The sequence below is a fragment of the Brevundimonas sp. NIBR10 genome (assembly GCF_027912515.1).
Lineage (GTDB): Bacteria > Pseudomonadota > Alphaproteobacteria > Caulobacterales > Caulobacteraceae > Brevundimonas.
The window spans coordinates 422,214-441,760 of sequence record NZ_CP115464.1 but is presented as its reverse complement, the minus strand read 5'-3'; the positions used below and the strand labels follow the sequence as shown (position 1 = coordinate 441,760).

18 protein-coding genes are annotated in these 19,547 nt (G+C 70.3%); 1 reads left to right on the top strand and 17 read right to left on the bottom strand.

The window, feature by feature from the left end; translation table 11 throughout:
- The first annotated feature begins 52 nt into the window (after nt 1–52).
- On the top strand, nt 53–829 hold the full coding sequence (locus O5K39_RS02170; RefSeq protein WP_271145671.1) for a peptidase: 777 nt from the start codon (nt 53–55) through the stop codon (nt 827–829).
- An 853-nt stretch (nt 830–1,682) separates the two neighbouring features.
- On the opposite strand, the gene O5K39_RS02165 is transcribed toward O5K39_RS02170, so the two are convergent.
- From O5K39_RS02165 to O5K39_RS02085, 17 genes are all read right to left on the bottom strand, one after another.
- Complete coding sequence (locus O5K39_RS02165; RefSeq protein WP_271145670.1) at nt 1,683–2,168, bottom strand: periplasmic heavy metal sensor; 486 nt, start codon at nt 2,166–2,168, stop codon at nt 1,683–1,685.
- Complete coding sequence (locus O5K39_RS02160) at nt 2,165–2,590, bottom strand: hypothetical protein (RefSeq protein WP_271145669.1); 426 nt, start codon at nt 2,588–2,590, stop codon at nt 2,165–2,167. Before O5K39_RS02160 ends, O5K39_RS02165 begins: the two co-directional genes overlap by 4 nt.
- 2 nt (nt 2,591–2,592) lie before the next feature.
- Nucleotides 2,593–3,168, bottom strand: a complete 576-nt coding sequence (locus tag O5K39_RS02155) for an RNA polymerase sigma factor (protein ID WP_271145668.1) — start codon at nt 3,166–3,168, stop codon at nt 2,593–2,595.
- 63 nt (nt 3,169–3,231) lie between these two features.
- The gene (locus tag O5K39_RS02150; RefSeq protein ID WP_271145667.1) at nt 3,232–3,987 is read right to left on the bottom strand and encodes a hypothetical protein; all 756 of its coding nucleotides are present in this window, start codon (nt 3,985–3,987) and stop codon (nt 3,232–3,234) included.
- An 82-nt stretch (nt 3,988–4,069) separates the two neighbouring features.
- The gene (locus O5K39_RS02145; RefSeq protein ID WP_271147211.1) at nt 4,070–6,943 is read right to left on the bottom strand and encodes a bifunctional [glutamine synthetase] adenylyltransferase/[glutamine synthetase]-adenylyl-L-tyrosine phosphorylase; all 2,874 of its coding nucleotides are present in this window, start codon (nt 6,941–6,943) and stop codon (nt 4,070–4,072) included.
- The gene (locus tag O5K39_RS02140; protein WP_271145666.1) at nt 6,943–8,361 is read right to left on the bottom strand and encodes a HAMP domain-containing sensor histidine kinase; all 1,419 of its coding nucleotides are present in this window, start codon (nt 8,359–8,361) and stop codon (nt 6,943–6,945) included. Before O5K39_RS02140 ends, O5K39_RS02145 begins: the two co-directional genes overlap by 1 nt.
- 6 nt (nt 8,362–8,367) lie before the next feature.
- Nucleotides 8,368–9,039, bottom strand: coding sequence for a response regulator transcription factor (locus O5K39_RS02135; RefSeq protein ID WP_271145665.1), 672 nt, complete (start codon nt 9,037–9,039; stop codon nt 8,368–8,370).
- Between the two features lie 78 nt (nt 9,040–9,117).
- Nucleotides 9,118–10,668 (bottom strand): trypsin-like peptidase domain-containing protein, encoded by a 1,551-nt coding sequence (locus tag O5K39_RS02130; RefSeq protein WP_271145664.1) that lies wholly within the window; start codon nt 10,666–10,668, stop codon nt 9,118–9,120.
- 86 nt (nt 10,669–10,754) lie between these two features.
- Nucleotides 10,755–11,282: a cytochrome c-type biogenesis protein gene (locus tag O5K39_RS02125; RefSeq protein WP_271145663.1), complete on the bottom strand. Its 528-nt coding sequence runs from the start codon at nt 11,280–11,282 to the stop codon at nt 10,755–10,757.
- 17 nt (nt 11,283–11,299) lie between these two features.
- Nucleotides 11,300–13,285 carry a heme lyase CcmF/NrfE family subunit gene (locus O5K39_RS02120; protein ID WP_271145662.1) on the bottom strand — a complete coding sequence of 662 codons (1,986 nt, stop codon included), beginning with the start codon at nt 13,283–13,285 and terminating at the stop codon, nt 11,300–11,302.
- A complete protein-coding gene (gene ccmE / locus O5K39_RS02115; protein ID WP_271145661.1) occupies nt 13,282–13,743 on the bottom strand; it encodes a cytochrome c maturation protein CcmE in 462 nt (153 codons plus the stop codon). Before ccmE ends, O5K39_RS02120 begins: the two co-directional genes overlap by 4 nt.
- Nucleotides 13,740–14,594, bottom strand: coding sequence for a c-type cytochrome biogenesis protein CcmI (gene ccmI, locus O5K39_RS02110; protein ID WP_271145660.1), 855 nt, complete (start codon nt 14,592–14,594; stop codon nt 13,740–13,742). Before ccmI ends, ccmE begins: the two co-directional genes overlap by 4 nt.
- Nucleotides 14,595–14,612: 18 nt before the next feature.
- Nucleotides 14,613–15,977 carry a hypothetical protein gene (locus O5K39_RS02105; protein ID WP_271145659.1) on the bottom strand — a complete coding sequence of 455 codons (1,365 nt, stop codon included), beginning with the start codon at nt 15,975–15,977 and terminating at the stop codon, nt 14,613–14,615.
- Nucleotides 15,978–16,062: 85 nt separating this feature from the next.
- Nucleotides 16,063–17,547 carry a sensor histidine kinase gene (locus O5K39_RS02100; protein WP_271145658.1) on the bottom strand — a complete coding sequence of 495 codons (1,485 nt, stop codon included), beginning with the start codon at nt 17,545–17,547 and terminating at the stop codon, nt 16,063–16,065.
- Nucleotides 17,548–17,560: 13 nt separating this feature from the next.
- Nucleotides 17,561–18,241, bottom strand: a complete 681-nt coding sequence (locus O5K39_RS02095) for a response regulator transcription factor (RefSeq protein WP_271145657.1) — start codon at nt 18,239–18,241, stop codon at nt 17,561–17,563.
- Between the two features lie 4 nt (nt 18,242–18,245).
- The gene (locus O5K39_RS02090; protein WP_271145656.1) at nt 18,246–18,575 is read right to left on the bottom strand and encodes a hypothetical protein; all 330 of its coding nucleotides are present in this window, start codon (nt 18,573–18,575) and stop codon (nt 18,246–18,248) included.
- Nucleotides 18,576–18,659: 84 nt separating this feature from the next.
- Nucleotides 18,660–19,544, bottom strand: a complete 885-nt coding sequence (locus tag O5K39_RS02085) for an alpha/beta hydrolase (RefSeq protein WP_271145655.1) — start codon at nt 19,542–19,544, stop codon at nt 18,660–18,662.
- Between the last annotated feature and the right edge of the window lie 3 nt (nt 19,545–19,547).

Below are 19,547 nucleotides of genomic sequence, written 5' to 3'. Positions count from 1 at the left end.
CGTTTCCTGTCCTTGCGGCGATGTCGTGCGTTTGGGGGTCTGAACTGAGCCGATGACCTATTGCGTCGGAATGCTGGTGAACGATGGATTGGCGATGATCGCCGACACGCGCACGAATGCGGGTGTCGACAACATCTCCTCCTACAAGAAACTGCACGTGACCGAGATCACGGGCGAGCGGGTCATCGCCATCTCGACCGCCGGCAATCTGTCGGTGACTCAGACGGCCCTGGCCATGGTCGCCGAGGGCATCAAGATGCCCGGCCACGACGACGTCGAGACCCTGGAAAACGTCCCCAGCCTGTTCCGCGCGGCCCAGCTGGTCGGTTATGCCCTGAACCAGGTACGCAACCAGATCGCTCCCTCCCTGTCGGCCGATGCGCTCAAGGTGACGGCCTCGATGCTGCTGGGCGGCCAGATCCGGGGCGGCAGGATGGGGCTGTACCTGATCTATGCCCAGGGCAATTTCATCGAGTGCGGCCTGGACACCCCCTATCTGCAGATCGGCGAGCTCAAGTACGGCAAGCCCATTCTTGACCGGGCGTTGCGGCCCGACACCCCGATGGCCGAGGCGGTCAAGCTGGGGCTGATCTCGTTCGATTCGACGATCCGCTCCAACGTCGCCGTGGGGCCCCCCTTCGACATGGTGGTCATCAACCGCGACAGCCTGCACGGCCACCAACGCCGCATCGAGAGCGACGACCCCTATTTCAAGGACCTGGGCCGCCGCTGGTCCGAGGCCCTCGCCCAGGCCCACCGCGCCATGCCCGCCCCGCCGTGGCTGGAACCCCAGACGGCGGGTCGGCCGAATATTTCCATCGTCAGCTAGGTCGGGGTCGGATCGCTCCTCCTTTCTGCATGATTAGTGGTTGTCGCATCCTCGACGCCACGACGACGTCCCCAGCCGGGCGCGCTGCCAGATGCAGCAACCACAAATCACCAGCCACTGATCACCCACCACACACACACCTCTTTGCCCTCACGCGCCGAGGCGCTGAAGTGATGGAAAGGGCCGGCGGAGCGCCGGGCGCGACGCCCGGTGACCGTAGAGAGAGTATGTTTCGGCATCGCGTCGTCGCTCCGCGTGCGTGGTTTTCCGGGAGCTGTACGGCTCGATCGCTCGAACCAGCGGGGGTGTTAACCCCTTGCCGCTACCGCGCCCCCGGCGGGAAGGCGGGCGCCTTGCGTGCCCGTCCCCTGATCGATCCGACTCTCTGCGCCAGACCCTTTGTTCGGCCTCGGCCTGACACGGGCGCTTACGACCGTGACGCGACCGGTACCGATCCCGCTCCACACACCCCCGCCGCAACAAGATCGCAAGGCCTTGCGCCCTTCCCCGCGACGGGACGGGAAGCATCATAAGGGGCTTTGAACCCTGGGCGCGTTCGAGGGGCCGAAAAATCTCCAATCCGTTGCAGGGCAAGGGATTGGTGGCTCGAGGTTCGCAACTTCGAGGCGTCGGACGAGCCGGATTTCTTCTTCTCCCGCGCAGCGGGGGTGGAGGAACGAGCGGCGAAGCCGGTCGGACGACGGTCGCGTCTTCGAGCGAAGCGAGAACAGCGACGATGGGGGCTGTGTCACGCAGGGCGAAGAAGAAAGACTTCCCCCATCGGTCCTGGTCTCGCTGCGCTCGACGACGGATCGCTTTCCCCCGCAAGCGGGGGAAGAAAAGGCGCGCCCTACTACTTCTTCTCGCCGCCGCCTTCGCGCGGGCCGTCGTTGCGGCTGCGCTTGTTGAGAAGTACCGACAGGGACTGGCGGTCGGCGGGGCTCAGGGTGGCGAACAGGGGGACGACGTCGCGTTCCATCCGTTCGCGGCCGCGGATCTCGGCGGCGCGGGACTGGTCCAGCAGGGCCGCGACCTGGGCCGGGTCGCCGTTCGGGGAGGCGGCCAGGGCGATGGCGGCCTGGCGGGCCTCGCGCGAGGCCTGGAAGTCGGGCCGGGCCGCCTGGGCGGCGGTGCGGAAGGTGGTGCGGACGCGGTCGCGGACGGCGGGGTCGAGGCCGTCCATGATCTGGCGGAAGCCGGGTCGGCCCGGTTGCGAGGGCGCGCCGGTGCGTTGTTCGACCTTCTCGCGCGCCACCCAGGCCGCGACGCCACCGGCCAGGCCGAAGACATTCAGCGCGACCGACAGGGCCAGGGCGATCTTGAGGGTGCGGCCCGTCATCCCAGCACCTCGGTGTCGTCGACGACGCCCGACATCGACTGGGAGATGACGGCGTCGGTCTGGTCGTCGGCGGTCAGATGGCTGGTCAGATTGACCCCGGCGACGACCCCCGCGCAGGCCGCTGCGGCCCAGCCGGCTGCGAACCAGACCACCAGCCGATCCCAGATCCGACGCGCCTGTTTCGGCGTCAGTCCGGCCGCGACGGCAGAGGCCAGGACCCGGTCGCGCAGGGCGGTCGAGACGACGGGTCGGGGCGAGGCGTCGAGCGCCCCATCGATGCGGTCGGCGTCGGACAGCAGGAGACGGGCGGAGTCGCCGTCACGCGCCACGACGGCACGCGCGGTCTCGCGCTCGGCCTGGGGCCAGCGACGTGGGTCGGCACCATAGGCCTCGGTCAGGGCTTTCAGCCTGTCGGTCGTCATCGTCATCCTCGTTCAACCCCCCGCCCGGCGGCGGGTCCGAGATCCGCCAGGGTCTGTCGCAGGGTGCGGCGACCGCGCGACAGCAAACTTTCCAGCGCCTCGACGCTGACCTCCATCAGGGAGGCGGCCTCGATATTGCCGAGCTCCTGATAGTGGCACAGCACGATGGCCTCGCGCTGCCGGTCCGGCAACCGCCTCAGCGCGGCATCGACCCGGACGCCCAGCTCGGCGCTGAGCAGACCCTGATCCGGGGCCGGGCCGTCGTCGGGACGATCGGGCGGGGTCTCGGTCGGCACCTCGCGGCGGCGCCGCAGCCGGTCGTAGCAGAGGTTGAGCCCCACCCGGTGCAGCCAGGTGTCGAAACGTGCCTTGCCCGGCACCCAGCGCGGGGCCTGTTTCCAGGCCCGGAGCATGGCTTCCTGCGCCACATCCTCGGCCTCGACCGGATCGCCCAGCATGCGCTGCGCCAGGGCCAGCATGCGCGGGAGCTTGCGCGCCACCATGGCCTGGATGGCCGCAGGGTCGCCCTGACCCACGCGGCGCACCAGATCCTCGTCGGGGTCGGCGCTCAGAGCCAATCCGGCCTCTTCCTCTGTCCAAGGCTGGGACCGGCGACATCCGGGCCTCCCGCGCCACCCTGACTACTCCGAAGCGGGGGCGGAAGGCGATGGCGTAACGGCGGGGGCGTGCATCTGGCGATGCATGGGTCGGTTCATGCGCTGAGCCATGCGGGGGGGGGCCATGCGGCCGGCACCCATGCGATGCGCGGCACGACCCATGCGATGACCGGCCATGGCGCGACGGCCCATGACCTCGGGGGCGGTCAGGAAGCCGTCGTTGTCCTTGTCCAGACGGGTGAAGTTGGCGGCGGCGCGGGTCTGGACGTCGGCGATGACGACGGCGGCCGGGCGGGTCTCAGAGGCGCGGCCCGGCGTCCGGTTCATGCGGCGTTCGGCGCGTTGGGCCCAGCGGGCACCGCCGGGGCGTGCATTGTGCATGCGTTGGGCGCGACGGCCGTCACCCCGGCGGGCCTGACGGGGGGCCTCGGCGCGGGCGGTGCGGGCTGAGTCGAACTCGGAGCGGCTGATCTCGCCGTTCTTGTCGGCATCCAGCCGGTCGAAGCGGGCGGCGGCGCGGGTCGCGCGCATCGCCTGACGTCCGGCCTGGCGTTCGGCGGCCGTGACCTGGCCGTCGCGGTCGGTGTCCAACGCGGTGAGGCGGGCCGTGCGGGCCTGGACGAACTCGGCCTGGCTGATCTTGCCGTCGGCGTCGGGATCCAGACGGGCCTGTCGGGCCGCCGCCGGGCCCTGAGGCGCGGACGTCTGGGCCATGGCCGATCCGGCCAGAAGGGCGGCGAGCGACACAGCGGCCACGCCGGCGAAACCAAATCTGCTCATCTGCAAGTCTCCCATGGGTCCATGACCCGATTGCCCACCTGTACCGTTCAACGACGGATCGACGACGAATCCGTCGCGGGGCCTATTGCGGGGCCGGCAGGACGGTGTCGAAGGCCGCGCGGGCCTCGCGACGCGTGCGCTCCAGACGCGCGATCAGGGCCTCGAAACCGGTCTCTCCGGCCGCCTCGGCCAGACGCCGACGGAAGGCGGTGGACTCGGTATCGGGGTCCGGCTTGTCGTCGAAGGCGACGGCGAACAGCTGGCCCAGCCGCTGTTGCAACCGCCAGGCCTCGGCAAGGGCCGGGTCGTTGGCCAGCTGGTCGAGGGTGCGAACGGTCAGGGGGCCGCCGGACGCGGCGGCCTGGAGCTGGCGGTACTGGCCGACGAACTCGGCGTCGACCAGGCCGCCCGGTGACAGTTTCAGGTCCCAGAAACCGGACGGGCGGCGTTCCCGCTCCATCAGCGAGCGCATGGCCCGGATGTCGGCGGCGACGTCGATGCCGGGGCGGGGCCGACGCAGGGCCGCCTCGATCCCGGCCGTGACCCGGGCGCCGAAGTCCGGATCGCTGGCCCAGGCGACGCGGGCGCGAGTCAGGGCCATGAACTCCCAGGTCGCGGCCTCGGTCGCATAGTAGTCGGCGAAGGCAGACAGGGGCACCGACACCGGCCCTTTCGATCCCGACGGCCTCAACCGCATGTCGACCTCGTACAGGCCCCCCTCAGCGGTATGGGCCGACAGGGCCGAGATCAGCCTCTGGGTGAAGCGGATGTTGAAGACGTCGGCGGTCCAGCCTTTCGACGCCGAGGTCGCCTCGGGCGGGGCGTCATAGACGGTCATCAGGTCGAGGTCCGAGCCGGCCGTCATCTCGCGCGACCCGGCCTTGCCGAGCGCGATCACCGCGACCGCGCCCAGCATGGCCCCACCCAGACGGACGGTCTCATTGAGCGCCGCATCGGCCAGGGTGCGCATGACCGCGTCGGCCAGGTTGGTGAAGCCCAGTCCCGCGGCCTCGGGCCCGATCCGGCCGGTCAGGGTCTGGACCCCGATGCGGAACTGCTGCTCGCGGTGCAGGCGGCGGACGGCGTTCATGGCTCCCTCGAAATCGCCGGCGGCGCGGGCCTCGGCCTCCATCTGGTCGAACAGGCCGGTGTTGGGGCCGAGGGGGGTCTGGAACCGGGCGTCCAGCATGGAATCCAGCGCGGCCGGATAGCGGCCGAGCGTCCGGGCCAGCCGGGGGGCGAAGGCCATGACGCCGACGATCATCTCGAACAGCTGGGGCTGGTTCAGGAACAGGGCCTGGACCTGGACCCCCGAGCTCATGCCCGAGAAGAAGACGCCGAAGCGGCGGAAGGCGGCGTCGGGCGATCCGGTCGCCGCCACGGCTTCCAGCAGCTTGGGGGCCAGGCGGGTGAACAACTCGCGGCCCCGCGCCGACCGGGTCGCGCCGATCCGGCCGTGGTGCCAGCTGCGGATGGTGTCGGAGACGGAAGCAGGCTCGGTGAAACCCATGCGCGTCAGGGTCTTGAGTGTCTCCGGGTCGTTGTCCACGCCCGTGAAGACCAGACTGCCCCAGGACGAGGACAGGTCCTCTTCGCCTTCGAACAGTTCGCCGTAGCGGCGATTGACCCCGACCAGCAGGGCCTCGACCCCGGCGTCGAAGGCCGCGAGGTCGCCCTCTCCGGCCAGGACGGCGACGGCGGCGCGGCGGGTGCCGTCGATCGGCAGGGAATGGGTCTGTTCGTCGTCCAGCATCTGGACCCGATGTTCCAGGGCCCGCAGCTCGCGATAGGCCTGGGTCAGCTCCCAGGCGACCTCGATCGGGATATGGCCGGCGCCGGCGAGCGCGGCCAGGGCGGCCTCGGTGCGGGGGCAGCGCAGGCGGGGGTCGCGGCCACCGAGAATCAACTGTTGAGTCTGGGCATAGAATTCGATCTCGCGTATGCCGCCGCGGCCCAGTTTCAGATTGGCCCCCATGGCGACCATGCCCTCGCCGGTCTTGTGGGCGTGGATCTGTCGCTTGATCGACTGGATGTCGAGGACGGCCTGATAATCCAGGCTGCGGCGCCAGACGAAGGGGATCAGGGCCTTGAGAAAGTCGGCGGCGGCGCGCCGGTCGCCGGCGACGCAGCGGGCCTTGATGAAGGCGGCGCGCTCCCAGTTCTGGCCGACCGATTCGTAATAGGCCAGGGCCATGGGGGTGGTGACCACCGGCGGGGTCGAGGACGGGTCGGGGCGCAGGCGCAGGTCGACGCGGAAGACATAGCCGTCGGCCGTCCGTTCCGAGAGCAGGGAGGCCAGGGCCTGGGCCGCGCGGTTGACGAAGCCCTGCGCCTCGACGCCGGGGGCGAGCGCCGGTTCGAGGACGTCGGGGTCGAAGAACAGGCTGAGGTCGATGTCGCTGGAATAGTTGAGCTCGTCGGCACCGTGCTTGCCCATGGCCAGGACGAACAGCCCGGGGATGGGGCCGCCGGGGTCTTCGGCTTCGGAGATCAGCCGGCCCTTCTCGCGCTGGTCGTGGGCCACGGCGCACAGGGCGCGGTGGGTGACGGCGTCGGCGAAGCGGCTGAGGGCGCTGGTGACCTGGTCCAGATCCCAGACGCCGCCGAGGTCGGCCAGGGCGGTCAGCAGGTGCAGTTCAGCCTTGAGCAGGCGCAGGGGTTTGCGGGCCTCGTCGGCACCGCCGGTCAGTGCCTCGGTTTCGGCGAGGATCTCCGCCAGCCGGGCGTCGGGATCGGCCTCGAGGATGGCCTTCAGCCGCTCGGGCCAGCGTCGCGCGATGCCGTAAAGGTAGGGCGAGGCGGCGAAGACCGGCTCCAGCGCAGGCCAGGCCCGGTCGAACAGGGCGCGCCAGCCGGCGATGTCGGCGGCCTCGGCGAGGCGGGCCTGGGCGCGGGCGGCGACCTCGGGGTTCAGCACGGGTCCGCAGGGGACGAGACGATCGACGAGCGGGCCGATCACGCGACCGCCGCCGTCGCAGGCGGCAGAACGAGGGCCACCCTCAGGCCGGGGCCGAAGCCGCCATAGGCACCGGGGCCTTCGTCGAGCTGGACGCGGCCGGAATGGGCCTCCAGCACGGCGGACACCAGGGACAGGCCGAGGCCCGACCCGGCCTCGGTGCGGCTGTTGTCGAGGCGGACGAACCGATCGATGACGCGGCCACGGTCGGCCTCGGGCACGCCGGGGCCGGTGTCGGTGACCGAGTATTCGATGTCGCCCGAGGATCGCCGACGCGCGCGCAGCATCACCGCGCCGCCGCTGGGCGTGTATTTGATGGCGTTGTCGATGACGTTGGCCAGGGCCTGGGCCAGGAAGGGCTGGTTGCCCTCGATCATCAGGCCGCGCTCGATCTCGGCGGAGAATTCCAGCCCCTTGTCCTCGGCGGCGGGCTCGTAAAGCTCGGCCATGTCGGCGGCGAGGTCTGCGGCGTCGAACACGACGGGGTCGGGCGCACCCCCCGCCTGAAGCCGGGCGATGGCGAGCACGGTGTTGAAGGTCTTGAGCAGGTGATCGGTCTCGGCCAGGGCGACCTCCAGGGCCTCCACGCCCGAAACCTTGCCGGAATCGGCGTCGATCAGGGCGACCTCCAGCTTGGCCCGCATCCGGGTCAGGGGCGAGCGCAGGTCGTGGGCCACGGCATCCCCGGCGTGACGGATCGAGGCCATGGAGGCCTCCAGACGGTCCAGCATCCCGTTCAGGCCGCGTCCCAGTTCGTTGAGCTCATCGCCGGAGGTGCGGACCTGGGCGCGCGCCTTGAGGTCGCCTTCCTGCACCGCCGTGACCACGCGATTGAGCCGACCCATCGAGCGTTCGACATTGCGGCTGATCAGCAGACCGCCGCCGGCGCCGAGGATCAGGACCAGACCCATGGCCATCCACAGGGCCTGGGTCAGGCGGGCCAGATAGGCCTCGGTGTCGCCCATGGATTCCCCGACGAACAGCCGCTCCCCGCCGCTGAGCTCCATCTCGACGCCGAAGCCCTGGGGGCGTTTGACGCGACCATCCGGGTCTGTCTCCGTGAGGGTGAAGGTCCCCCACTGGCCCTCGGTGGCACCGGGCACGGCGGCGATGGGCGAGCTGTCGAGGTTGGCGCTGATCTTCTGGCCGACCTTGTCCGTCAGGAAATACAGATAGCTGCCACCCCGGCTGATCCGCTCGATCAGGGCGACGTTGAGGGCATCGACGCCGCGCGCGTCATAGATGGCCTTCAGACTGTCGGCCTCGACCTGGACCTGGCCCTGCGCCCGCGCCTGGGCCTCCTGCGCCGACGCCACATAGACATAGGCCAGGATGGCGCTGGCCGCCGTGGCGAACAGCGCCAGGAACAGCAGCGTCAGCCGGAACGGCGTGCGGCGGAAGAGGGAGGGGAGTTTCATCCGCCCCTAGGCTTCCAGCCGATACCCCGCCCCGCGCACGGTCTGCAGCATGGCCCGGTCGAAGCCCTTGTCGATCTTGGAGCGGAGGCGGCTGATGTGGACGTCGATGACGTTGGTCTGGGGGTCGAAATGGTATTCCCAGACCTTCTCCAGCAGCATGGTACGGGTCACCGACTGGTTGGCGTGGCGCATCAGGAACTCCAGCAGCTGGAACTCGCGCGGCTGCAGGTCGATCTCGGTGGTGCCGCGATGCACGGTGCGGGCGATCAGGTTCATCTCCAGGTCGCCGACCTTGAGCACGGTCTGGACCCCGCCGGTCTCGCGACGGCGCGACAGGGCCTCGACCCGGGCGACCAGTTCGGCAAAGGCATAGGGCTTGACCAGATAGTCGTCGCCGCCGGCCTTGAGGCCCGTGATCCGGTCCTCGACCTCGCCGAGCGCCGACAGGAACAGCACCGGGGTCTGGTCGCCGTCCTTGCGCAGGGTCTCGACCATGCCGATCCCGTCCAGGCGCGGCATCATCCGATCCACGACATAGACGTCATAGCCGCCGCGCTGGGCCTCGAGCAGGCCATAGGCGCCATCGACCGCATGGGCGACCTCGTGCCCCGCCTCGGTCAGGCCCCGCACCATCGCCGTAGCCGCCTCGGCGTCGTCCTCGACCACCAGAATCTTCATGCGAGCCCCTCCCAAATCAGTATCGCCGCCGATGCTAGCGCATCGGCGGCGATTTGGAGAGTTAGGGATTATTCAGGCTTATTCGGGGGCCGCGAATGGCACGATGATGCGGCCTTCCTGACCCGTCGGGGCGCGCACGGCCAGCAGGACGCTGGGTCGACCCGCCGCGCGAGCCGCCTCGACCGCAGCCTTGAACTCGGCGACGCTGTTGACCCGGACGTAGTTGACCCGCTCGATCAGGATGCCGGCGACAGCGCCCTCGCGAGCCGCAGGCGACCGGGCCTCGACGGCCGTGATCAGGACGCCGCCTTCTGTGGCTGAAAGGCCGTAACGCTCGCGCATGGCCGAAGGAACCGGACCCACAGTCATGTCCAGAACGGTTTCGCCCTTCTCGGCTTGCGGCTGGCCGGGAGCGCCGGATGACCGGGAGCCCTCCTCGAATGCCGCATTGATGTCGGCCGGGCGTGTACCCGCGCGAACATTGACCGTCTGGCGGCGGCCGTCGCGATAGAGGTCCAGCCGCATGGTCTGGCCAGGGCGGACACTGCCGACCGCACGGGTCAAGGCCGTGGAACTATCGACCGACTCGCCGTTGATGGCGACGACGACATCGCCTTCGCGCAGCCCGGCCTGCTCGCCCGGAGCGCCGGGGGTCAGGGATTCGATGGAAGCCCCTTTCAGCCCGTCGGGCAAGCCGAGCGCAGCCCGCTGATCGGCCTGCGATACCGTCCCGATCTGGGCCCCGAGATAGCCCCGCTCGATGGTTTCGCCGCGGATCAACTGATCGGTGATCGTCTTGGCGATCGACGCCGGAATCGCGAAGCCGATCCCCACCGACCCGCCGGTCGGCGTCAGGATCGCCGAGTTCACGCCGATTACGCGTCCGTAGATGTCGAAGGTCGGCCCGCCCGAGTTTCCGGTATTGATGGCAGCGTCGATCTGCAGGAAGTCGGTGTAGGGGTTGTCGGACGACGGATATTCGCGCGCCGTCGCCGAAACGATGCCGGCCGTGGCGGTGCCGCCCAGGCCGAACGGATTGCCGACGGCGATCACCCAGTCTCCGACCCGGGGCTGGGCCTGTTCCTCGAAGGTGACAAAGGGGAAGTCGCCGCCATCCACCTTGACTACGGCCAGGTCGGTGGCGTTGTCACGACCGACCAGACGGGCCGGAAGCTCGCGTCCGTCGGCCAGGGTCACGGTGATCTCTGTCGCATTCTTGACGACGTGGTCGTTGGTGACGATGAAGCCGTCAGCCGAAACGAAGAAGCCCGATCCAGCGCCGCGTTGGGTCGGAGGTTCCGCGTCAGGGTCGGGCTCGGGCAGCTGGAAGCCGAAACCGGGCAGACCGGGAACCGGCACCCGGCCGCCTGCCGGACGTTCAATCGTCGATTCGACGTTGATCTGTACGACAGCGGGCGACACCTGGGTGAAGATGTCGGCGAAGCTGAGGGGCGCGCCTTGCGGCGGGGCGAAGGCCAGTCCGGCTCCGGCGCTCGGCGTCAGCCGGCCCGACGCGCCCGCCACCTCCGCATGGGCTCCGGGCCAGGAAATGACGCCCCCGGCGGTGGCGCCGGCGGCGACCAGCAGGCCGCAGGCGGCCCCCAGAATGAACTCCTTGCGCTTCAGCATCGTCGTTTAGCGATCCTCTTGTCGGCGTCTTCGCGACGCCGTTCCGCGTTGAGATATAGAGCCGTTCCGCAGAGAACCAACAGGGTTCAATCCGGGGCCGGAACGATGGTTGATCCCGCCTGACGCCCGTCGTGGGGCGGGTTTGCGTCCGTATCGGGGCGAACATCCCCGTGCGCGAGAAGTTCGGCCAGTTCGGTCTCTTCCTCAAGCGAAAGCGGGGCCGAGGTCTCTGGCTGGCGGCGCGACAGGGCGCGCCAGCCGAACAGGCCGGCGAGCAGCAGGACCGCCAGCATCGGGCCGAACCACAGGAGCCAGGTCGCCGGGTTCACCGGCGGCTTGAACAGGATGAAGTCGCCCCAGCGCCGGACCAGATCGGCGCGGACGGCGTCGTCGCTGGATCCCGAGGCGATCTCCTCGCGCACCAGACGGCGCATGTCGGCCGCGATGCCGGCGGGGGAGTCGGCGATGGATTCGTGCTGGCAGACGACGCAGCGGACCTCCTCGAACAGGGCCTGGGCGCGGGCTTCCTGGGCGGGGGAGGCCAGGGGCTGGTCGGGGACGGCGGCGGGTTCGGCGAGGGTGGGGGTGCCTGCCAGGGCCACAAGCAAGGCCATGACCTGTATCGCGCGCCTCATCGCGCCACCCGCTTGCGCCCCGGCACGCAGATCCTGAGCCTCCGGTCCAGCAGGGACAGCAGGCCGCCCAGGGCCATGATCATGGGGCCGAGGAAGATCAGCCGGGCCCAGGGGTTCCAGTAGGCGCGGACGGTCCAGGCCTGGGCGGCGTCGGGAGTGCTGCGGCGTTCGCCCATGACGACATAGACGTCGTCCAGCCCCCGGAAGTCGAGGCCGACCTCGGTGGTCGTCTGGCCGCCGGCGGGGAAGAAGCGGCGCTCGGCGGTGACGGTTTCCATCCGACCGCGCGCGGAGGTGACGGTCAGGGTGCCCTGTTCGGCCAGATAGTTGGGACCCTCGACGATGCGGACGCTGTCGAGGCGGATGGAATAGACGCCGACGGTGATCTGGCCGCCGAGGGGGAGGGCGGCGGCGGTCTCGGCCTTGAAGCCGGTCTCGACCACGGCCCCCAGCACGAAGACGCCGAGGCCGGCGTGGGCGAGCGTCATGCCCCAGGCACCGAGCGGCAGGCCCCGGATGCGGCGCAGGGTCTCACGGCCGGAGACGCGGAACAGGCGGATGCGCTCGACCACCTCGGCCAGGGCCCCCAGGATCAGCCAGGCCCCAACCGCGATCCCGGCGGCGACCATGGCCTTCTTCGGCGCGAAGGCGAGCCAGCCGAGGAAGCCGCAGCCGAGGGCCAGAGCTCCGGCCAGAGCCAGTCTCTGGCCCGCCCCGACCAGATCGCCGCGCTTCCACGCCATGAGCGGCCCGGCGGGCAGGATCAGGAAGGCGACGACCATCAGGGGGGTGAAGGTCAGGGCGAAATAGGGGGGGCCGACCGAGATGGTGGCGCCTGTCGCGGCCTCCATGATCAGGGGATACAGGGTGCCGAGCAGGACCGTCGCCGCCGCCGCCGTCAGGAACAGGTTGTTGAGGACCAGTGACCCCTCGCGGCTGATGGGGGCGAACACCCCGCCGCCCTTCAGATTGGGCGCGCGCCAGGCGAACAGGGCAAACGCGGCTCCCGCCGTCAGCCCCAGAATGGCAAGCAGCATCAGGCCGCGCTCCGGGTCGACGGCGAAGGCGTGGACGGAGGTCAGGACGCCCGACCGGACCAGGAAGGCCCCCAGCATGGAGAAGGTGAAGGCCAGAAGCGCCAGAAACACCGTCCAGCCGGCCAGGGCTCCGCGCCGTTCGGTGACGACGGCGCTATGCAGCAGGGCCGCGCCGGCCAGCCAGGGCATGAAGGAGGCGTTCTCGACCGGATCCCAGAACCACCAGCCGCCCCAGCCGAGCTCGTAATAGGCCCAGAACGACCCCAGCGTGATCCCGACGGTCAGGAAGGCCCAGGACGCCAGGGCCCAGGGCCGGACCCAGCGGCCCCAGGCCGGCCAGAAGCTGGAGTTCGGTCGGCCCTCGATCAGGGCGGCGACGGCGAGCGAGAAGGTCACCGAAAACCCGACATAGCCCATGTAGAGCAGGGGCGGATGGATCGCCAGCGCCGGGTCCTGGAGCAGGGGGTTGAGCGACGCGCCCTGGAACGGGGCGGGGTTCAGCCTGCCGAAGGGGTTGGATGTGAACAGGGCGAAGGCCAGGAACAGGGCCCCCAGCCCCCCCTGGACGGCGACGGCGCAGGTCTTGAGCCCGAACGGCAATCCTCTGGCACGGGTGAGCGCCGCGCCGAAGCCGGTCAGGACCAGCGACCACAGCAGCAGCGACCCCTCATGGCTGCCCCAGGCCCCGGCGACCTTGTAGAGCATGGGCTTGTCGGTATGGCTGTTGGCCGCGACGTTGGCGACCGAGAAGTCCGAGCTGACGAAGGCCAGGATCAAGGTCCCGAACGCCAGGGCCACGGCGGCGGCGCAGGCCAGGGCCGCGCCGTTCGCCGCGCCGGCGAGGACGGCGTTCGAGCGCAGGCGGGCCGCTGTTGCCATCGCCGTCTGCAAGACCGCCAGCGCCAGGGCGAGCGCCAGAATGAACCCCCCGAATTCTATGATCATGTGGGGGTCTGGGCCGGCCGCCACTCGCCTTTTTCCTTCAGGCGGTCGGCGACTTCGCGCGGCATATAGGTTTCGTCGTGCTTGGCCAGGACCTGTCGGGCCACGAAGGTGCGGTCGGGGCGGAAGGACCCTTCAGCCACGATGCCCTGACCCTCGCGGAACAGGTCGGGCAGGTCGCCCTGGAAGACGACGCGTGTGACGGCGGCATTGTCGGTGATCGAAAACACGGTCTCGGCCCCGTGACGTTCGACGCTACCGGCCTCGACCAGACCTCCCAGACGGACGTCGCGGCCGGGAGGGGCCGCCTCTGCCGTCGCCTCGGACGGCGAGAAGAAATAGGTCACGCTGTCGTTCATGGCCCACAGCGACAGGCCGACGGCCAGGGCCAGGATCGGGGCGGCGGCGGCGACGATCCACAGCCGACGGCGCGCCTTGGGCGATCGGGGAAGCCAGCTCATGACGTCGCCTCCGACGGGGGTGTGCGTTCGCCGGCCTCGATGCGGGCCAGACGACGGACCAGATCGGCGCGGCGCGGGTCGGCGGGATCGAGGGCCGCGATCAGGGGGGTCCAGGTCACGCGCACCCCGTTGACGTCGCCGCGCGCCATCGCGGCCTCGCCGAGGAAATACAGGGCGCCGAGCTGGCCGGGGTCGCGGCGGGCCGCCTCGCGGAAGGCGACCTCGGCTTCGACGCCGACGACGCCGTCCTGGGACCGGACCAGGCTTTCGCCCAGCCGCGCCCAGCTGCGGGCGTCGTTCGGGTCGGCGGCCAGGACGCGGCGGAAGGCGGAGGCCGCGCCGATAGAGTCTCCGGCCTGGAAGCGGGCAGCGCCCAGCATGGACTGCAGCTGCATGTTCTCGGGTTCGGCGGCGGCGTCGCGGGCCAGGACGGCGGCGACCTGGACCGGTTCGAGCGGCGTGGCACCCGTCGCCCACTCATTGACCCGCGCGACATAGGGCTGGTCCGGCAGGCCGGGCGTTCCGCTCAGGACATAGAGGCCGGCCGCGAGGAGCGCGGTCAGGGCCAGCCCGGCCAGCAGGATGCGCTGCTCGATCCGGCTGCCGGTCGCGGTCGGGGCGATCTCTTCGGGCGTGGCGATCAGGCGGCGGGCGGCCTCGGCGCGGGCGGCGGCGAAGGCATCCTCGGCCAGCAGTCCGCGGGCCTTCAACCGGTCCAGCTCGCCCAGTTCGGCGGCGGCGAGGTCGGGCGCGCCCAGGGCACCGGCGTCAACGCCCCGGCGCGCGCCGGTCAGCACAAGCCAGCCCGCCAGCGCGGTCGCAAGGGCGGCCAGGATCCAGAAAGCGATCATCGCAGACCCTCTAGCGGGTCAGGCGGCCCGGGGCGAGTGGGCTTGGGGGCCATGGCCCGCCACCGCGACGCGGCGTCGCATGGTGCGGGCCTGATCGACGGCTTCGAGACGATCCAGGAAGTCCGCCGCCAGCTCGACCCGGCGGATCGCCAGGGCCTCGTCGGTGACGTCGCCGGCGTTGATCTCTTCCAGCGCCAGATCGGCGTAGTTGAAGGCCTGGGTCGTCAGATCGGTCACCAGGCCGCTGCGCTGGGCCTCGCAACCGAAGACACCGGCGGGGGCCCGCAGGATGCGCACCAGGTCCAGGGCATCCCCGGCGGCCGCCGTCGTCGCGGGGTCGAGGGGTACGTCCAGCTGCGGCATCTCGCGGGTCATCCGTCCGGCGGTCTGGACCCTGGTCATGGGAAGGGCGGGCGTCACCGCGCGCTGGACGCGACCCAAAAGCGCCCCGACTGTCTTGGACACCCCCAGCCGGACCTGACGGATGCGCTTGCCCCAGGCGGTGTCGGGATGGATCTGGACCGTGGCGTCGCTCTCGGTGAGGAAGGTCGCGATCCAGGTCAGGGCGTGATGCAGGGTCTCGACCGGCTGGCCGGGCTTCCAGGTGTCGACGCTGCGGGCGCGGTCTTCGGCCGCGTCGATCAGCCGGTCGACGAAGACGGCCAGTTCCGATCCGCTCAGGAAGCTGTCGCGGCCGGCGGCGCTGGACGAATGGGTGACCAGCCGCAGGATCATCGGCGCGTCGTCCAGATGGGCGAACAGGATGTCGAGCAGTTCCTGGGCCCCGTCGGGCGAGATGGCGGCGGCGTCGCGCAGCAGCAGGCGGAACTCTGCGACCTGGTCCCCGTCCGGCCGACCGACCCAGGCCCCGAGCGAGGGCAGGGCGCGGTGGACGAGGCCGCCGAGATCGCAGACACGGGCCAGGGCAACGAGGCCGGTGTCACGCTCGGCAGGGGCCAGGCCTGCGGGCCAGACGGCCTCGGCCTGATCGCGGACGGCGGCGGCCCCGGCGGCATAGAGGCGAGTGCAGACGGCGGCCACGCGATAGGCATCGCGCTCTCCGTATTCGTCGGGGTCCAGATAGGCCAGGACGTCGCCCTGATTCGCCGAGGCCGCCTTCCACAGCCGGGCGAGGACCGGAGCTGGAAAGGTGGTCGCGACGACGCCGTCCGGGCGGGGCCGGAACATGGGGGCTATGGCCGTCAGGGCGTGGGTGCGGCGGACCCGGTCGATCCCGGCCTGGGCCAGCATGGATTCCAGGGTGCGGGCCTTGTCGCCCGGCATGCCAGCGACGGCGAGGGCGAGTTGCCGCAAGGTCCGGTCGGGGACGTTTTCAATCAGCTGCGCCAGGGCGGCGCGATGGGCGACCGACAGATCGGACATGAAGGGGCGGCCCCCACGACCGCTGAACAGAGAGCTTCAGCGTAAAACGAGAAGGTTAACGGTTTCTCCTGCCTGTCCGAAGTGATCAGGCGTCCGCAGCGGGAAGCTCGAGGATGACCTTGAGGCCACCCATGTCGCTGGCGGCCAGGGTCAGGCGGCCGCCATAGGCGCGGGTCAGATCGTCAACGATGGACAGGCCCAGGCCCGAACCCGGCGCCTCCTCGTCCATCCGCTGTCCGCGCTTCAAGGCCCCCTCGCGCTGGTCCTCGGGCAGGCCGGGGCCGTCATCCTCGACCACCACGATCATCTGGCCCAGTCCGCTGGCCCCGGCCGAGATGCGCACGCGACGTTTCGACCATTTGCAGGCGTTCTCGATCAGATTGCCGAGGATCTCTTGCAGATCCTGGCGCTCGCCCAGGAAGGCCAGGTCGTCGGGCGCGCGCCAGTCGATCTCGACGTCCTTTGACTGGAACACCCGCTCCAGCATGACCGCCATTTCGTCCAGCACCGCGTCGACGGGGGTGCGTTCGCCCAGGCCGTGGGCGGCGCGGGCGGCGGCGCGGGCGCGGCGCAGGTGGTGATCGACCTGGCCCTTCATGATCTCGGTCTGACGGCGGACCAGATTGGCCAGGGGTTCGTCGCGGCCGTCGGCCTCGGCCAGCATGACCGACAGGGGGGTCTTCAGCGCATGGGCCAGGTTGCCGACGTGGGTGCGCTGGCGCTCGACCACCTCCTGATTGTGGTCCAGCAGCCGGTTGACCTGTTCGGCCAGGGGGGCGATCTCGATCGGATAGGACCGTTCGATCCGCGCCGCCTTGCCGTGGCGGACGTTGGCGATCTCGACCCGCAGGTCATAGAGGGGGTTCAGCCCGATCCGCACCTGGATGAACACCGCCGCCATCAGACCGAGCCCCAGAAGGGCCAGGGAAATCCAGGTCAGGGTGGCGAAGTCGCGGGTGTCGGCGTCGATCTCGGACCGGTCGATGGCGGCCAGGAAGATCACCGGCGTCTGGCGGCCGGGCAGGATCTTCATCGTGGCGGCCACGCGCAGCGGCTCGCCGATCGGGCCGACGTCATTGTAGGTCAGGGTCTGGCCGAAGCCTGCGTTCAGACGCTCCACCAGGTTCGACGGTGCCGGGATGTCGCTGTCCCAGATCGACAGGGAGCGGGCCAGGACGCGAAAGCCGCCCTGCCCGTCCGGCTCGGCGACCGACCAGTATTTGCCCGACAGGGGTTGCTGGGTGCGTTCGTCGAGGATCTGGGGCGTGACCACCTTGGTCGGTGCGGCGGTGGTCCGCAGGGCCAGGGTGTCGATGGTCTGGTTGAGCACGCCGCCGAGGCGCCGCAGTCCGGATTCCTGGAACTGGGAGGTCAGGACGAAGCCGGTGATGACCAGGGCCGCCGCGATCCAGGCCGCCGCCAGCAGGACCAGTCGCCGGGTCAGGGACCGGCCGGCCCCCAGCTGCCAGCGCCGCCATCCGCGCGACAGGGGAGTCGGCGACCCTGTCGGAGCCGGTGTCTCGACGCCCGTCGTTTCGTCCACGGGGGTCTCGCGCGCGGCCTGATTCATCAATCGTTGCGGCTCACGCCTCGACCGCTTCGCCCGCCAGGGGGGTCAGGCGATAGCCGAGGCCGCGCACGGTCTCGATCCGGTCGGACCCGACCTTCTTGCGCACCCGGCCGATGAAGACCTCGATGGTGTTGGAATCGCGGTCGAAGTCCTGATCGTACAGGTGTTCGACCAGTTCGGTCCGGCTGATCACCCGGCCCTGGTGCATCATCATGTAATGCAGAAGCCGGTATTCGAGCGAGGTCAGCCGCAGGGGTTCGCCGTTGACGGTGGCGCGGGCCGCGCGCGGATCGAGGCGCAAACCCCCGCACGACAGGGTCGCCGACGCGATCCCCGCCGAACGCCGCAGCAGGGCGCGCAGCCGGGCAAGAAGCTCCTCGGTGTGGAAGGGCTTGGTCAGATAGTCGTCGGCCCCGGCGTCGAAGCCCGACACCTTGTCGGACCAGGCCCCGCGCGCGGTCAGGATCAGCACGGGCGTGGCCTTGCCGTCGCGCCGCCAGCGTTCCAGCACCGAGACCCCGTCGATCTTGGGCAGACCCAGATCCAGGATGATGCAGTCATAGGGTTCGGTGTCGCCCAGGAAATGGGCTTCCTCGCCGTCGGCCGCGTGATCGACGGCATAGCCGGCGTCGGACAGGGCGGTCTTCAACTGACGCGACAGATCGACGTCGTCCTCGACGAGCAGGATGCGCATGGGCTTATCGTTCTCCGATGATGCGGCCCGAGCGGGCGTCCACGGTGATGTCGGCGATCCGGCCGTTGGGATATTCCCAGCGCACCACCGCCGTATCGCCGGAGGGACGAACCCCCAGCATCCGGCCCTCGCGGCCCGACTGGACGATGCGGACGACCTCACCCAGCGACAGGCGGCGGCCGTTCTCGGCCTCCTCGCGGTCCTTGTCGCGGCGACCGCCGTCGATCTGGCCCGAGGCTACGCCGCCGAAGCCGAAGCGCGCGCCCTCGGCCGACGCCACGACCGGGGTCGCGGCGATCAACAGGGCCAGAAGAAGGGTGCGGGCGCGGATCATGGGCTGTTTATGGGCGAGCCGCTCTGAACGGCGTCTGAACGCCACCTTACGGGGGTTTGTCAGGATGTCGAACCCGCGCTCCGATCAGGGGAGATCGGACAGGAACTCGAAGATCGCGGCCTTGGCCTCGGGCTCGTCCAGCATGGGGGCGTGGCCGATGCCGGGGATCTCGGCCAGGATCATGGCAGGGGCGGCCTTCTTCATCTTGGCGGCGATCTCGGCGCTGAGCAGGTCGGAGGTCGCGCCGCGCACCACCAGCACCGGCCGCTTCTTGGCCAGCTTGCGGAACCAGGGCCACAGGTTGGGGACCAGGGCCTTGGCCCCCGCTGCCCGGATCGGCACGGCGATGTCGGGATCATAGTCCAGCACCGGCGACCCCTCGGTGCCTTCGCGGAAGATGCGGCGCGCAAACGCCTCCCAGTCGGCGTCGCCGTAGTGGGGAAAGGCGACGGCATTGATCGACCGGGCATAGTCGGCGGCGGCGGCCCAGGTCGGGGTGTCCACCGCCTGGCCGGAATAGGCGGCGATCCGGGCCAGGCCCTGGGGCGAGACCTCCGGGCCGATGTCATTCAGGATCGCGGCGGTCACGATACGCGGCTTCATGCCCGCGATCGCCATGGTGATCAGCCCGCCCATGGAGGTGCCCAGGAAGACGGCCCGGTCGATGCCCGACTGGTCCATCAGGGCGAGCACGTCCTTCGCATAGACCTCGGGCGAATAGGTCATGGGGTCGGGGGCCCGGTCCGACCGGCCCCGCCCGCGCACGTCGACGGCCAGAACGCGTCGGCCGCCCCGCGCGATCAGGGGCGCGATGGCGTCGAAGTCGGCGCTGTTTCGGGTCAGGCCGTGGATGGCGATGACCGGCAGATGGGTCGCGCCCGACCCGGGGGCATAGTCGCGGGCGAACAGGCTGAGCCCGTCGTGCGACGTCCAGCGTCGCTCGGCATAGGGAACGGTCGATGTCGGCAAGAC